Genomic DNA, 14,800 nt, shown 5'->3' with positions numbered 1-14,800 from the left:
GAGGGGTTACCGCCGGATCTCCGGGCTCAGCCGACCTCGGGGTCGCCCTTCGTGTACGACAGCCGCTCGACCTGCCCGGACCTGAACTCGTCCTCGATCTGTTTGCCGTTTACATACAGCTTGATCGCGCCCGCGTCACCGAGGACGAGGTCGATCTTCTGGTTGTCCTGGAAGGTCTTCGTCTGGCCGTCCTGCAGCAGCCCGTCGAACATGGTCCGCCCGTTGTGGTCCTTGGCGGAGATCCAGCTTCGCCCCTCCGACGCGTTCACCTTGACGGTGACCTTGTCGGCGGGGGCCGCGGCGATCGCGCTGTCGGTCGGATCCGGCTTCGGGTCGACGGGCTTCTTGGTGCTGGGACTCGGCTTCTTGGCCGTGGGCTTGCCGGTCGCCGGGGTGGAGCCCTCGGCGGCCTGCTGCTGCCCGCCGTCGCTGTCACCACCGCTGAAGGCGGTGTAGCCGACGAAGGCGATGACCGCGACGATCGCCGCGACCATGGCGGCCGTCCAGTTGGGCCTGCGCGGCTCGGAGCGGATCCGCTCGGTCTCGAACAGCGGCGTGGCCGGCGTCGGCGCGGGGCGTCCGCCGTGCTCGTCGCCGTACTGCTCGAGCAGCGGCTCGGGGTCGAGGCCCACGGCACGCGCGAGCGTGCGGATGTGGCCCCGTGCGTAGACGTCGCCACCGCAGCGCGAGAAATCGTCCTGCTCGATGGCTTGCACGATGGGGATGCGCACCCGGGTGGACTGGCTGACCTCGTCGACGGACAGACCCGCGTCGATGCGTGCCTGCTCAAGGGCACGACCGATCGACGGCCGGTCGTCGTCCGCGTGCTGGGTGCGGTCTTCCGAAGGGCGGTCGTCTTCAGGGGAGTTGCCGATGGACACGGGGGCGCCTTTCGAGCGTGTAGCCACCTGCTGGAGGTTCAGTGTAGGGGGGGTGTGAATGGGTGAGGCAACCGGGCGGTCGGACTTTGTACGCCATCGGAATGGCCCGCCATCCCGCTGGCGACGTACGCGGCTGCCTCCTCCTCAACTTGACGTAACCGACGAGGAAACGGTTGCTCCGATACCCGTACGGGTGACGTCGTTCGAGGGGTCACCTTAGGGTTGAGCCTCCCCGCGGATCACCGCGAGCACTCCCTCCAGCTCATCTGCTTTCACAAGAACGTCACGAGCCTTCGAACCTTCACTGGGTCCGACGATGCTTCGCGACTCCATCAAGTCCATGAGCCGACCGGCCTTCGCGAAGCCCACGCGCAGCTTGCGCTGCAGCATGGAGGTCGAGCCGAACTGCGTGGAGACAACCAGTTCGGTTGCCGCGCACAGCAGGTCCAGGTCGTCGCCGATGTCCTCGTCGATCTGCTTCTTCTGCTTGGTGCCCACCGTGACGTCGTCCCGGAAGACGGGCGCCATCTGGTCCTTGCAGTGCTGCACGATGGCGCCGATCTCGTCCTCTATGACGAAAGCGCCCTGCATACGGGTCGGCTTGTTCGCCCCCATGGGGAGGAACAGGCCGTCGCCCTTGCCGATGAGCTTCTCGGCGCCCGGCTGGTCGAGGATGACCCGGCTGTCGGCGAGCGAGGAAGTGGCGAAGGCGAGCCGGGAGGGCACGTTCGCCTTGATGAGACCGGTGACGACGTCGACCGACGGCCGCTGCGTGGCGAGGACCAGGTGGATACCGGCCGCGCGCGCGAGTTGTGTGATCCGGACGATGGAGTCCTCGACGTCCCTCGGCGCGACCATCATCAGGTCGGCGAGCTCATCGACAATCACCAGCAGGTACGGATACGCCTTCAGCTCCCGCTCACTGCCCTCGGGCGTGGTGAGCTTGCCGTCCTTGACCGCCTTGTTGAAGTCGTCGATGTGCCGGTAGCCGAAGGCCGCGAGGTCGTCGTAGCGCAGATCCATCTCCCGCACGACCCACTGAAGTGCCTCGGCGGCCTTCTTGGGGTTGGTGATGATCGGCGTGATCAGGTGCGGGATCCCCTCGTACGCGGTCAGCTCCACGCGCTTGGGGTCGACAAGGACCATCCGGACGTCCTCGGGTGTCGCCCGCATCATGATCGAGGTGATCAGACAGTTGATGCACGACGACTTACCGGAACCGGTGGCGCCGGCGACCAGGATGTGCGGCATCTTGGCCATGTTGGCCATGACGTAGCCGCCTTCGACGTCCTTGCCGAGCGCGACCAGCATGGGGTGCTCGTCCTCGGCCGCGTCCGCGAGACGCAGCACGTCGCCGACGTTGACCATCTCGCGGTCCGTGTTCGGGATCTCGATGCCGACCGCGGACTTGCCGGGGATCGGCGAGATGATCCGGACGTCCGGGGACGCGACGGCGTAGGCGATGTTCTTCGCCAGGGCCGTGATCTTCTCGACCTTCACGGCGGGGCCGAGCTCGATCTCGTACCGCGTGACCGTGGGGCCGCGCGTGAAGCCCGTGACGCCCGCGTCGACCTTGAACTCGGTGAAGACGGTCTGCAGCGATTCGACGACGGCGTCGTTGGCGGCGCTGCGCGACTTGCCGGGGCCACCGCGCGTGAGCAGGTCAAGGGAGGGCAGCGCGTACGTGATGTCGCCGGCGAGCTGGAGTTGCTCGGCGCGCGGCGGCAGGTCCCCCCTCGCGTCGGGCGCGGACTTGGTGAGGTCCGGCACGCCGAGGGACGTGGGGGTCGGCTCAGGCTCCTTCTGAGCGCCTGCCGGGGTCTTCTTGACTCTGGCCCCCGGGACGGGTGCCGAGCGGCCATCTGTGGACGTCTCACCGCTGTTCTCGCCGCCGCTCTCGCCGGAGACGCCCTGCGTGAGGTCCGCGACGAGCGGCGACGGCGGCATGCCGTGCAGCACGGCCCCGTCGAGCGCGGCGGCGGCCGCTGCGGCCACGTCGACCGCGTCCATCGGCCGCTCCATCGCGGGCTGCACGGACCGCCGCGACTTGCGCCGCTTGGCGAACGCCTCCTCCTCGGCCCGATCCGGGTCGTACGACTCCGGGGCAGGGGCGCCGGGGCGCTTGCGCGAGCGCACGGGCGCGGCCTCGCGCCAATCGTCGTCGTACTCGTCCGGGACGCCCTCGGCGAAGGCCGCGTCCTCGTGCACGACGCCGAGCTTCACGCCGAGCTGGCGCAGGCGCTGCGGAATGGCGTTGACGGGCGTCGCGGTCACCACGAGCAGCCCGAACACCGTCAGCAGAACGAGCAGCGGGACCGCGAGCACCTGGGTCATCGTGAAGCTCAGCGGTGTCGCGGCGGCCCAGCCGATGAGTCCGCCCGCGTCCCTTATGGCGCGCATGCCGTCCCCGCGCGCGGGTGAGCCGCACGCGATGTGGACCTGTCCGAGCACGCCGATGACGAGTGCGGAGAGGCCGATCACGATCCGCCCGTTGGCCTCGGGCTTCTCGGGGTGCCGGATGAAGCGCACGGCGATGACCCCGAGCAGGATCGGCACCAGCAGGTCGAGGCGCCCGAACGCGCCGGTCACCAGCATGTCGACCAGGTCACCGACCGGGCCCTGCAGATTGGACCAGGTGCCGGCCGCACAGATCAGCCCGATCCCGAGCAGCAGCAGCGCGAGCCCGTCCTTGCGGTGTGCCGGGTCGAGCCCCTTCGCACCACGCCCTATCCCGCGGAACATGGCCCCCACACTGTGCGCGACGCCGAGCCACAGGGCTCGTACGAGCTTGTACAGGCCCCCGGTCGGATTGGGTGCCGCCTTGGGGGCGGGCTTCTTCCCCACGGCCTTCTTGGCGGGTGCCCTCTTGGGCGCCGGCTTGGCCGCGGCCTTCTTCGCGGGGGCTTTTCTGGCAGCGGCCTTCTTCGCCGGAGCCTTGGTCGGCGCCGCCGTCTTCTTCGCGGGCGACTTCTTGGCTGCGGGACGTGAGGCCATAGGTGTGAGGTTACCGGGGGAGCCGACCTTGGACACGTGTGCCCACTGCTTCACCCGATCGTGTCGCGAACTGACGGGGCGAAAACTGACGTGCCCTCAAAGCCCGAGCGCCGCCCCCGATTCCGGGGCGGCCGCCTCAGTTCTGGGACGGCAGTGAGGGCGCTCCGCTGCCCGCCCCGGGCTCCAGGGCGTCGAGCGCCCTGCGCAGTCCGGTGAGCTTGCGCTCCAGGTGTGCCGCCGTGGCCACCGCCGCGGCGTCCGCGGACTCGTCGTCCAACTGCTTCGACAGCGCCTCGGCCTGCTCCTCGACCGCGGCGAGCCGCGCCGACAGCTCGGCGAGCAGCCCGGCGGGCTCCTTGGCGTCCCCGATGGCCTTGCCGCCGCCCTCCAGCTGGAGCCGCAGCAGCGCCGCCTGCTCCCGGAGCTGGCAGTTCTTCATGTACAGCTCGACGAACACCGAGACCTTGGCGCGCAGCACCCAGGGGTCGAACGGTTTGGAGATGTAGTCGACCGCTCCTGCCGCGTAGCCACGGAACGTGTGATGCGGTCCGTGGTTGATCGCGGTCAGGAAGATGATCGGGATGTCCCGTGTCCGCTCGCGCCGCTTGATGTGCGCAGCGGTTTCGAAACCGTCCATTCCTGGCATCTGAACGTCCAACAGAATGACCGCGAAATCGTCCGTGAGCAGCGCCTTCAGCGCTTCCTCCCCGGACGATGCCCGTACCAGTGTCTGATCGAGCGCGGAGAGGATGGCCTCCAGCGCCAGCAGATTCTCCGGCCGGTCATCGACCAGGAGGATCTTGGCCTTCTGCACCATGGCCCGCCCTCCTCGCCCCGGCATGGGGCCGCCCCTGTCCGCAGGACTCGGGGAGGCTCCTTTCGCCGCCCCAGGGAACGACTCCCTTGCGTCGCCCGTCCTTGTGCCGGTCATGGTAGCCGCACCCCGCCTGTCGCCACACCCTGTCACCGCGATGTCACCGTGCACGTAGCAGAAACGCGGTGGGAGACCAGAAGGTTCCCCGAATCCCGCGCCTCTACACGACTTCGACCACACTCAGTCAGCAACTCATCTTGAACATTTCGGATTCCTGTCACTCACCATGCATCCACCGCTCCATCACAGAGAGCAGATGGTCCGGATCGACCGGCTTCGTAACGTAGTCGGAAGCACCCGACTCGATCGCCTTCTCCCGGTCGCCCTTCATCGCCTTCGCGGTGAGCGCGATGATCGGCAGCCCGGCGAACTGCGGCATCCTACGGATCGCCGTCGTCGTCGCGTAGCCGTCCATCTCCGGCATCATGATGTCCATCAGCACAACTGTCACATCGTCGTGCTGTTCGAGGACTTCGATGCCCTCCCGCCCGTTCTCCGCGTACAGGACCGAGAGGCCCTGCTGTTCCAGGACGCTGGTGAGCGCGAACACGTTACGGATGTCGTCGTCGACGATGAGCACCTTCTCGCCGCCGAACAGCAGCCCGCGCCGCGGCGTGGGCGAGCTCTTCTCGGCCGCACCCGTCGCACCCGCCATGCCGCCGTCCCAGTGCTCCTCCGCGCGCTCCTGAGCGGGCATCGGCTGGCTCTGCGGCGACCCCTGGAGCGTCGTCCGCTCGGGCTGCGTCGGGGTCGACCTGCGGCGGCGCCGGAAGAGCGCCGCGGGCCCGTTCTGGGTGTCCTGGTAGGACCTCACCTCGGACGGGGTCACCACCTCCGCGGGCTCGGGCGCCGCGTCGAGGGCGAGCCGCTCCCCCGGTTCGATGGTCGGCGCGAGCTGCGCGTACCCCTGGGGCGGCAGTTCGCTCGGGTGCATCGGCAGGTACAGCGTGAAGGTCGAGCCGCGTCCGGGCTCGCTCTGCGCGTGGATCTCGCCGCCCAGGAGGCGGGCAATCTCCCGGCTGATGGACAGACCGAGGCCCGTACCGCCGTACTTGCGGCTCGTCGTGCCGTCGGCCTGCTTGAACGCCTCGAAGATGACGCGCATCTTGCTGGCCGCGATGCCGATTCCGGTGTCGGTCACCGAGAAGGCGATCACGTCCCCGTCGACCTCGGTCAACGAGCCCGCTTCCAGGAGCTGTTCACGGATCGCGTTCGGTACGTCGGCGCCGGCCGGCCTGATGACCAGCTCGACGGCACCGGAGTCGGTGAACTTCACCGCGTTGGAGAGCAGGTTGCGCAGCACCTGAAGGAGCCGCTGTTCGTCGGTGTGCAACGTAGTGGGCAGTTCCGGCGACACCCTTACGGAGAAGTCGAGTTGCTTCTCCGCCGTCAGCGGCCGGAACGTGGCCTCTACGTAGTCGACAAGCTGCACCAGGGCGATGCGCGTCGGAGAGACGTCCATCTTGCCCGCCTCGACCTTCGACAGGTCCAGGATGTCGTTGATCAGCTGGAGCAGGTCGGAACCCGCTCCATGGATCGTCTCGGCGAACTCGACCTGCTTCGGGGTGAGGTTCGTGTCGGCGTTGTCGGCCAGCAACTTGGCAAGGATGAGCAGCGAGTTGAGCGGCGTGCGCAGCTCGTGCGACATGTTGGCGAGGAACTCGCTCTTGTAGCGCATCGAGACGGCGAGCTGCTCGGCGCGCTCCTCCAGGACCTGCCGCGCGTCCTCGATCTCGGTGTTCTTCACCTCGATGTCACGGTTCTGCTGGGCGAGCAGTTCGGCCTTCTCCTCCAGCTCGGCGTTGGACGCCTGGAGGGCCTTCTGCCGGTTCTCCAACTCGGCGGAACGCTCACGGAGTTGCTCGGTCAGTTCCTGCGACTGCCGCAGCAGGACCTCCGTCTTCGTGTTGACGGAGATCGTGTTGACGCTCGTCGCGATCATCTCGGCGATCTGCCCGAGGAAGTCCTTCTGGATCTGCGTGAACGGCGTGAACGACGCCAGCTCGATCACACCGAGCACCGTGTCCTCGAACAGCACGGGGATCACGATGACCTGTGCCGGCGGCGCCTCGCCGAGCCCGGAGGCGATCTTCAGGTAGCCACTGGGCGCGTTGTCCACAAGGATCGTGCGCCGCTCCTGCGCGGCCGTCCCGATGAGCGTCTCGCCGGGCCGGAACGCCGTCGGCATGGAGCCCATGGAGTAGCCGTAGCTCCCGCACATGCGCAGCTCGTACGCGTCCTCGTCCGCGATCGCCACGTCGGCGCTGTCGTCCAGCGGCAGCGCCAGGAAGAACGCGCCGTGCTGCGCCGACACCACCGGCGTCAGCTCGCTCATGATGAGCCCCGCCACGTCGTCGAGGTCGCGACGGCCCTGCATCAGACCCGAGATACGGGCCAGGTTGCCCTTGAGCCAGTCCTGCTCCTCGTTGGCGATCGTGGTGTCGCGCAGGTTCGAGATCATCTTGTTGATGTTGTCCTGCAGGACCTGGATCTCGCCCGCGGCATCGACGTCGATCTTGAGGTTGAGGTCGCCGCGGGTCACCGCGGTGGCGACGGCCGCGATGGCGCGCACCTGACGGGTCAGGTTCCCGGCCATCTCGTTCACCGACTCGGTCAGGTCGCGCCACGTGCCGTCCACGTCGCGCACCCGCGCCTGGCCGCCCAACTGACCCTCGGTGCCCACCTCACGGGCCACCCGGGTCACCTGCTCCGCGAACGACGACAGCTGGTCCACCATCGTGTTGATCGTGGTCTTCAGCTCGAGGATCTCGCCGCGCGCGTCGATGTCGATCTTCTTGGTCAGGTCGCCCTTGGCGATGGCGGTCGTGACCATCGCGATGTTGCGCACCTGTCCGGTCAGGTTCGAGGCCATGCCGTTCACGGATTCGGTCAGGTCCTTCCACGTACCGGACACTCCGGGTACGCGGGCCTGGCCGCCGAGGATGCCGTCCGTGCCCACCTCGCGGGCCACCTTGGTGACCTGGTCGGCGAACGAACTCAGGGTCCGCACCATCGTGTTGAACGTGTCGGCGAGCTGCGCGACCTCGCCGCGCGCCTCGATGGTGACCTGCCGGGTCAGGTCGCCGTTGGCCACCGCGTTGGCGACCTGGGAGATGTTGCGCACCTGCATGGTCAGGTTGTTGGCCATCAGGTTGACGTTGTCGCTCAGGTCCTTCCAGATGCCGGTGATGCCCGGCACCCGGGCCTGGCCGCCCAGCTGCCCCTCGGTGCCCACCTCACGGGCCACCCGCGTCACCTGCTCCGCGAACGCCGAGAGCTGGTCCACCATCGTGTTCACCGTGGTGACGAGTTCGAGGATCTCGCCCTTGGCGTCGACGGTGATCTTCTTGGAGAGGTCGCCTCGCGCCACGGCCGTCGTGACCTCGGCGATGTTGCGCACCTGAAGCGTCAGGTTGTTGGCCATGCCGTTCACGGACTGCGTCAGGTCCTTCCACGTACCCGACACACCCTGCACCTCGGCCTGTCCGCCGAGGATGCCGTCCGTACCCACCTCGCGGGCCACCCGCGTCACCTGCTCGGCGAAGGCCGACAGCTGGTCCACCATCGTGTTGAGGGTGTTCTTCAGCTCCAGGATCTCGCCGCGCGCGTCCACGTCGATCTTCTGCGACAGATCACCCCGCGCCACCGCCGTGGCCACCTGGGCGATGTTGCGCACCTGCGCCGTGAGGTTGCCGGCCATGCCGTTCACGGAATCCGTCAGGTCGCGCCACACGCCTGCGACGCCGGGCACCTGGGCCTGGCCGCCCAGGCGGCCTTCCGTGCCCACCTCGCGGGCCACGCGGGTCACCTGGTCGGCGAAGGCGGAGAGCTGGTCGACCATCGTGTTGATGGTGTTCTTCAGCTCCAGGATCTCGCCGCGGGCATCCACGTCGATCTTCTGCGACAGATCACCCCGCGCCACCGCGGTCGTGACCTGAGCGATCTGCCGTACCTGTGAAGTCAGGTTTCCGGCCATGAAGTTGACGGAATCGGTCAGTTCCTTCCACGTGCCGCTCACGCCGTCCACGCGGGCCTGACCGCCGAGTCGGCCCTCCGTGCCCACGTCACGCGCCATCCGCGTCACCTGGTCGGCGAAGCTCGACAGCTGGTCCACCATCGTGTTCACGGTGTTCTTCAGCTGAAGCATCTCGCCGGAGACGTCGACGGTGACCTTCTGCGACAGGTCACCGTTCGCCACCGCCGTCGTCACCTGGGCGATGTTGCGCACCTGTCCGGTGAGGTTCCGGAACGCCGTGTTGACGGAGTCGGTCAGGTCCTTCCACGTCCCGGCTGCTCCCGGCACGAGAGCCTGACCGCCGAGCTCACCCTCGACACCGATCTCCCGGGCCACACGCGTCACTTCGGAACCGAAGGCGGACAGCTGGTCCACCATCGTGTTCACGGTGTTCTTCAGCTCGAGCATCTCGCCCGCGACGTCGACGGTGACCTTCTGCGACAGATCGCCGTTGGCCACCGCCGTCGTGACGGTGGCGATGTCCCGCACCTGAGTTGTGAGGTTTCGGAAAACCGTGTTCACCGAATCGGTGAGGTCCTTCCACGTGCCGGCGGCTCCCGGCACGTTGGCCTGACCGCCGAGCTGCCCCTCGGCGCCGACCTCGTTCGCCACACGCGTGACCTCGTCCGCGAAAGTTCGCAGGGTCTCCGTCATCTGGTTGATGGTCTCGGCCAGCTGGGCGACCTCGCCGCGCGCCGACACCGTGACCTTCTGCGACAGGTCACCATTGGCCACGGCCGTGGTGACCTGAGCGATTCCACGCACCTGCGCGGTCAGGTTGCCGGCCATGAGGTTCACCGAATCGGTGAGGTCCTTCCACACTCCGGCCACACCGGGCACCTGCGCCTGGCCGCCGAGCTCACCCTCCGTACCCACTTCGCGGGCCACACGCGTGACCTCGGAGGAGAACGACGACAGTTGGTCCACCATCGTGTTCACGGTGTTCTTCAGCTCGAGCATCTCGCCCGCGACGTGAACCGTGACCTTTCGAGACAAGTCACCCTTGGCCACCGCGGTGGTGACGAGAGCAATGTCACGTACCTGCGCGGTCAGCCGGTACGCCATGGTGTTGACGGAATCCGTGAGATCCTTCCACGAACCGGACATTCCACGTACGCGCGCCTGCCCGCCGAGCTTGCCCTCGGTACCCACCTCGCTGGCCACGCGCGTGACCTCGTCGGTGAACGTGGAGAGCTGATCGACGAGATTGTTGACCGTCCGGCCGACCTTCAGGAACTCGCCGCGCAGCGGATGCCCGTGCGCCTCCGGCTTCCCTTCCGGCACCTGGGCCCGCAGCTCCATACGGGGCGACAGATCGCCGTCCGCGACCGCCGAGAGCACCCTCCCGACCTCTGAGACGGGCCGTACGAGGTCGTCCACGAGCGCGTTGGACGCATTGATCGCGGTGGCCCAGGAACCCTCACAGGCGCCCGTCTCGAGCCGCTCGGTGAGCTTGCCCTCGCGGCCCACCATGCGGCGCACCCGCGAGATCTCACCCGTCAGGTGCAGATTTCGGTCGGCCACCTCGTTGAAGACGGCCGCGATCTCCGACATCACTCCGTCGCCGCTGACGGTCAGGCGCTTGCGGGCGTTGCCGTCTCTCATCGCGACAAGGCCTGCGAGCAGCCTGTTCAGCGCCGCGGTATCCACCGTCGTCGTTCCGCCGCCACCGCGCGTTTTGCGCTGTTTTGCCAGGGACTGTCCGTCTTCTGCGCGCGTCTTTTTGCTCCGCGTCGCTGCGCCAGACTCCACTGTGTCCCTCCCGCAGGGGTCGACCTGTACTGCTCGGGTAGCTCGGGTTTCTCGGATTCGCTTCTACCGCCGCATCGACAGTTCAATGCGTTCTTCTATGGAAGCTTGCCCAGTGTTTCACCATGGCTGAACCAGGCCATAACAGTTCGGCAGCTTCGCACACCGTCCGCACACCCTCCGGGCGGAAAGACAGACGACCGGCATCCGCATGGACGGCGAAGGTAAGTAACCTTGGCAGCGGCTGTCCACCCACCCCGGTCTGCCCGGCCTGGGCGGTGGCGAAAAACGAGCGGGCATCGGAGGGGCGGCCGAGACATGGGTACGGGAGACCTGGGCCTCGACACTCGGACAACGAGTACAACTCGTACAGGGAGTTCTGTGATCACCGCGCGCGCGGCTGCCACTTTCGAACCGGTCGGGCGATCCGTCGCGACCGCCCGCTCCTTCGTGCGCGACACCCTCCAAGGGTGGGGCCATGCCGACATCATCGACGACGCCGTCGTCCTGACCAGCGAACTCGTGACAAATGCCGTAGTTCACGCGGGCACATCCGCGGAGGTTCTGTGCCTGCGAAGTGAGGATCACGTCCGCATCGAGGTCTCCGACCGCTATCCGGAGCGCGAGATTCCGATTCAGTCGTCCGGCATGAACATGGGCAGCCCCGACCGCGAGGGCGGCCGCGGCCTCCAGCTCTGCGCCGCGCTCGCCGGCCGCTGGGGCGTCGACTATTCGGCCATGCACAAGCGGGTCTGGTTCCAACTCGACCTGCCCGAGCGCTCGGTGGGCACCCGCGCCGCAGGCCCCAACCTCCCCATCGACCTCCTCCCGCTCGCGGACGAGCGGGTCCGCGTGGCCGTCGTCCAGATCGACCGGGTCGGCGCGATCACCGGGTGGAACGAGGACGCGGAGGAGCTCTTCGGGTACGCGGCCGAGCAGGTCACCGGCAAGCCCCTCACGGACTTCGCGGCATGGCCGCACACGCCCGGCACCAGCACCGGCATCGTCGAGGCGCTGCAGCTCTCGCGCTGGGAGGGCAGTTACGGCATCCGCACCGCCAATGGCCGTGTGACGCCCGTGTACGCCTCGCACCTGCGTGTCCGCGACACCGACGGCGAGCCGTCGACCGTGTGCCTCCTGGTACGCGATCACGAGCGGGCCATCCTCCAGACCCCGCTGCGCCTCCCCTCGCCCGACCCCGCGACGCACTCGGACAGCCAGGGCTCCGACCCGTTCGAGGTCTTCATCGGCTCGCCGGCCCCCGACGACCTCGACGGGCTGCTCCAGCGCACCGTCGAGCGCGCCCGCGACATGCTCGACGGCGACTCCGCGTTCCTCCTGCTCGCCACGGACGACGAGACGGAGCTGGAGGTCCGCGCGTCGACGGGCCTGCCCTCCGCACGGCAGCGCTTCGCGCGCGTGCCCGTGGAAGTCGGCCCCAACCGCTACGGCTCGGCCCGGATGCCCGCCGTGCACGAGGACCTGACCCAAGTGCCAGGCGCCGTCCCGCTCCTGAACGGCACGGGCATGCGCTCGGTCGTCACGGTGCCCCTCAAGGTAGAAGGCCGGCTTACGGGCTCCCTAGGAGTGGCGGCGGAATCCCCCGACCGCTACTCCAACGAAGAAGCACTGCGCCTACAGTTCGCCGCCGACCGCATCGCGCTGGCCGTCGAATCGGCCCGCCTCGGCGAACTCGAAAAGCTCCGCCGCGGCTCGCTCAGCTTCCTCGTCGAAGCCTCCGACCTCCTGGCGGGAACGCTCGACAGGGACCAAACCCTGGCGCTCATGGCCCAGATGACGGTTCCAACCCTCGCCACGTGGTGCGCCGTCTACACGATCGCCGATCAGGCCTCGGAGCCGTACCTCTCCTATGTGCTGCACGAGGACGAGGAGCGTATCGACGGCTTGAAGGCACTCCTTTCGAAGATCGCCCCGCCGGACCCGGTCCCGACTCCCGGCGCCCGCGTCTGGGCGGCCCCCGCGGAAGCCGCCCACCAGGCGGCTCTGCGTACGTCCATGAGGAGCCTGGGGCTCGGCGAACCGGCCAGCGTCAGCTCCGGCATCGGCACGACGCTCCAGACGGCCTCAGCGGTCGGCGGCGAGACCGTCGTGCTCCCCCTGGTGGCCCGCAACCGCGTCATCGGCATGCTGACCCTCGGCAAGCCGACGGACGAACACTTCCGCCAGGAAATCCTGGAGCTGGCCGAGGACTTGAGCCGCAGGGCGGCCCTCGCCCTCGACAACGCGCGCCTCTACTCGGAGCGCATGGCGATCAGCCAGTCCCTCCAGCGCAGCCTCCTGCCCCCGGAGTTGCCCGACGTCCCCGGTGTCGAGGTGGAGGTCATCTACCGCGCGGCCGGCGAGGGCAACGAGGTGGGCGGCGACTTCTACGACCTGTTCCCCATCCGGGACGGCGCGTACGGCTTCGCCATCGGCGACGTCTGTGGCACGGGCCCGGAGGCTGCGGCCGTCACCGGCCTGGCCCGCCACGCCCTGCGCCTGCTCGCTCGCGAGGGCTTCGGCGGCCCCGCGGTCCTGGAGCGCCTCAACGCGGCGATCCTCGACGAGGGCGCCCGCAGCCGTTTCCTGACCCTGCTCTACGGGGAGTTGTGGCCGCAGGAGGACGGCTCGGCGATCCTGAAGATGGTCTGCGCCGGCCACCCGCTCCCGCTGCGCCTGCGCCAGGACGGTTCCGTCGCACCGTACGCGGAGCCCCAGCCGCTGCTCGGCGTCATGGACGACCTGGAGCTGTACGAGCAGACGCTGACGCTCGACCCGGGCGACGTGCTGCTCTGCGTCACGGACGGCATCACCGAGCGCCGTGAGGGCAGCCGCATGCTCGGCGACGACGGCCTGGCGGATGTCCTCTCCACCTGTACGGGCCTCACGGCAGGGGCCGTTGCCGCACGCATCATGCGCGCGGTGGAGCGCTTCGCCGCTGACGCTCCGTCGGACGACATGGCGATCCTCGCGATGCGCGTGCCCGGCCTGCACCACGACTGAGCCCGCCGGGACGGGACAGCAAAAAAGGCCTCCGCCCAATGGGCGGAGGCCTTGAACGAACGAGCCCCCAAGCGGAATCGAACCGCTGACCTTCTCCTTACCATGGAGACGCTCTACCGACTGAGCTATAGGGGCCTGTCGCTTTCGCGGTTTCCCGCTCGGCAACGGAACAAAGCTTACCTGATGTTGGACCCCCTACGGACCACCGAGTAGTGCGTCCTAGAAGGCCGGTTGCAGTAGTCCGCCCAATGCGTTGCAGGCATGTACGACCCGTTGCAACTGCCGCCGCGACATTGCCGCTTCGATCGGCAGAGCAAGCGTCTCGTCGGCGGCCAGCTCGGTTTCCGGAAGTGCGATGTCGCATCGCAATCCGGGCAGTCGGTGCACCGGCGTCTTCACCGGCACCCGGCACTCGACGCCCTTCCCACGCAACACCCGCGCGAAAGCATCCCGATCCGGCCGCCCATTACCGGGCACCCGCACCACGTACTGCTGATAGGTGTGCCCTTCCTCCCCCACAGGGGTCCGTACGCCGGTGAGCCTCGCACTCAAATAGGCGGCGTGGACGCGGCGTTGAGCCACCTCGTCGTACGACTTCTCGGACTCGCCCGGCTCTTCCAGGACCAGCAGTCCATGCCGCCGGCCCAGCTCCCGCAGACCAGCAAGATCCGCCCGGTGCCCAAAACGGTGTACGGCGACAACCGCCGCGGTGCGTGCGCTCACGCCGGCGGCAACGTGGGAGGGATCGATGCAGTACGTCTCCGGGTGAATGTCGGCGAAGACCGGCACGGCTCCCGCCCGCACGACGCCCTCTGCGACCTCGGCGTTCCCGAAGGCCGGCACGATGACTTCGTCCCCGGTACCGACACCTGCGGCTCGCAGCATTTCAACTGTGCCCATGACAGGGATCGTGCCCAGGCGACGTGAACGACGGGTGAAGCGCAACAAAAAAGAGCTGGTCCCCGAACCAAAAGGTTCGGGGACCAGCTCTTTCTCTAAAATTAGTTCGGCGGCGTCCTACTCTCCCACAGGGTCCCCCCTGCAGTACCATCGGCGCTGTGAGGCTTAGCTTCCGGGTTCGGAATGTAACCGGGCGTTTCCCTCACGCTATGACCACCGAAACACTATGAAACTGTCAACCGCACCGTAGTCGTGGCCCGACATACGGGGTTGTTCGTGGTTTCAGAACCAACACAGTGGACGCGAGCAACTGAGGACAAGCCCTCGGCCTATTAGTACCAGTCACCTCCACACCTTGCGGTGCTTCCAGATCTGGCCTATCAA

6 protein-coding genes, 1 tRNA gene and 1 rRNA gene are annotated in these 14,800 nt (G+C 67.9%); 1 reads left to right on the top strand and 7 read right to left on the bottom strand.

Annotation, left to right across the window (positions count from 1 at the left end):
• Window positions 1-26 precede the first annotated feature (26 nt).
• The 4 genes from ABT004_RS08615 to ABT004_RS08600 all read right to left on the bottom strand — a co-directional run bounded on the left by ABT004_RS08615 (window position 27) and on the right by ABT004_RS08600 (window position 10,516).
• Window positions 27-881, bottom strand: a complete 855-nt coding sequence (locus ABT004_RS08615) for a helix-turn-helix domain-containing protein (protein WP_351332895.1) — start codon at window positions 879-881, stop codon at window positions 27-29.
• A gap of 216 nt (window positions 882-1,097) precedes the next feature.
• Window positions 1,098-3,875 carry a DNA translocase FtsK gene (locus ABT004_RS08610; RefSeq protein WP_351332893.1) on the bottom strand — a complete coding sequence of 926 codons (2,778 nt, stop codon included), beginning with the start codon at window positions 3,873-3,875 and terminating at the stop codon, window positions 1,098-1,100.
• A gap of 136 nt (window positions 3,876-4,011) precedes the next feature.
• Entirely contained in the window at window positions 4,012-4,692 is a 681-nt protein-coding gene (locus tag ABT004_RS08605; protein ID WP_351332890.1) for a response regulator, read from the bottom strand.
• A gap of 274 nt (window positions 4,693-4,966) precedes the next feature.
• Window positions 4,967-10,516, bottom strand: a complete 5,550-nt coding sequence (locus tag ABT004_RS08600; RefSeq protein WP_351332888.1) for a HAMP domain-containing protein — start codon at window positions 10,514-10,516, stop codon at window positions 4,967-4,969.
• A 378-nt stretch (window positions 10,517-10,894) separates the two neighbouring features.
• On the opposite strand from ABT004_RS08600, the gene ABT004_RS08595 reads away from it, so the two are divergent.
• Complete coding sequence (locus ABT004_RS08595; protein ID WP_351332886.1) at window positions 10,895-13,516, top strand: SpoIIE family protein phosphatase; 2,622 nt, start codon at window positions 10,895-10,897, stop codon at window positions 13,514-13,516.
• Window positions 13,517-13,578: 62 nt separating this feature from the next.
• On the opposite strand, the gene ABT004_RS08590 is transcribed toward ABT004_RS08595, so the two are convergent.
• From ABT004_RS08590 to rrf, 3 genes are all read right to left on the bottom strand, one after another.
• Window positions 13,579-13,651 (bottom strand) — tRNA-Thr (locus ABT004_RS08590).
• A gap of 84 nt (window positions 13,652-13,735) precedes the next feature.
• Window positions 13,736-14,401, bottom strand: coding sequence for a DegT/DnrJ/EryC1/StrS family aminotransferase (locus ABT004_RS08585; protein ID WP_351333077.1), 666 nt, complete (start codon window positions 14,399-14,401; stop codon window positions 13,736-13,738).
• 119 nt (window positions 14,402-14,520) lie between these two features.
• Window positions 14,521-14,637, bottom strand: a 5S ribosomal RNA gene (gene rrf / locus ABT004_RS08580).
• Window positions 14,638-14,800 lie beyond the last annotated feature (163 nt).

Source organism: Streptomyces sp. NPDC002790 (assembly GCF_040295505.1).
Classification (GTDB): domain Bacteria; phylum Actinomycetota; class Actinomycetes; order Streptomycetales; family Streptomycetaceae; genus Streptomyces.
This window is presented reverse-complemented; position numbering and strand designations above follow the sequence as displayed.

What these genes read in the sequence shown, in the direction of transcription:
- ABT004_RS08610 (WP_351332893.1), bottom strand. Translation starts at nt 3,875, where the DNA reads ATGGCCTCACGTCCCGCAGCCAAGAAGTCGCCCGCGAAGAAGACGGCG.
- ABT004_RS08605 (WP_351332890.1), bottom strand. Translation starts at nt 4,692, where the DNA reads ATGGTGCAGAAGGCCAAGATCCTCCTGGTCGATGACCGGCCGGAGAAT.
- ABT004_RS08585 (WP_351333077.1), bottom strand. Translation starts at nt 14,401, where the DNA reads ATGCTGCGAGCCGCAGGTGTCGGTACCGGGGACGAAGTCATCGTGCCG.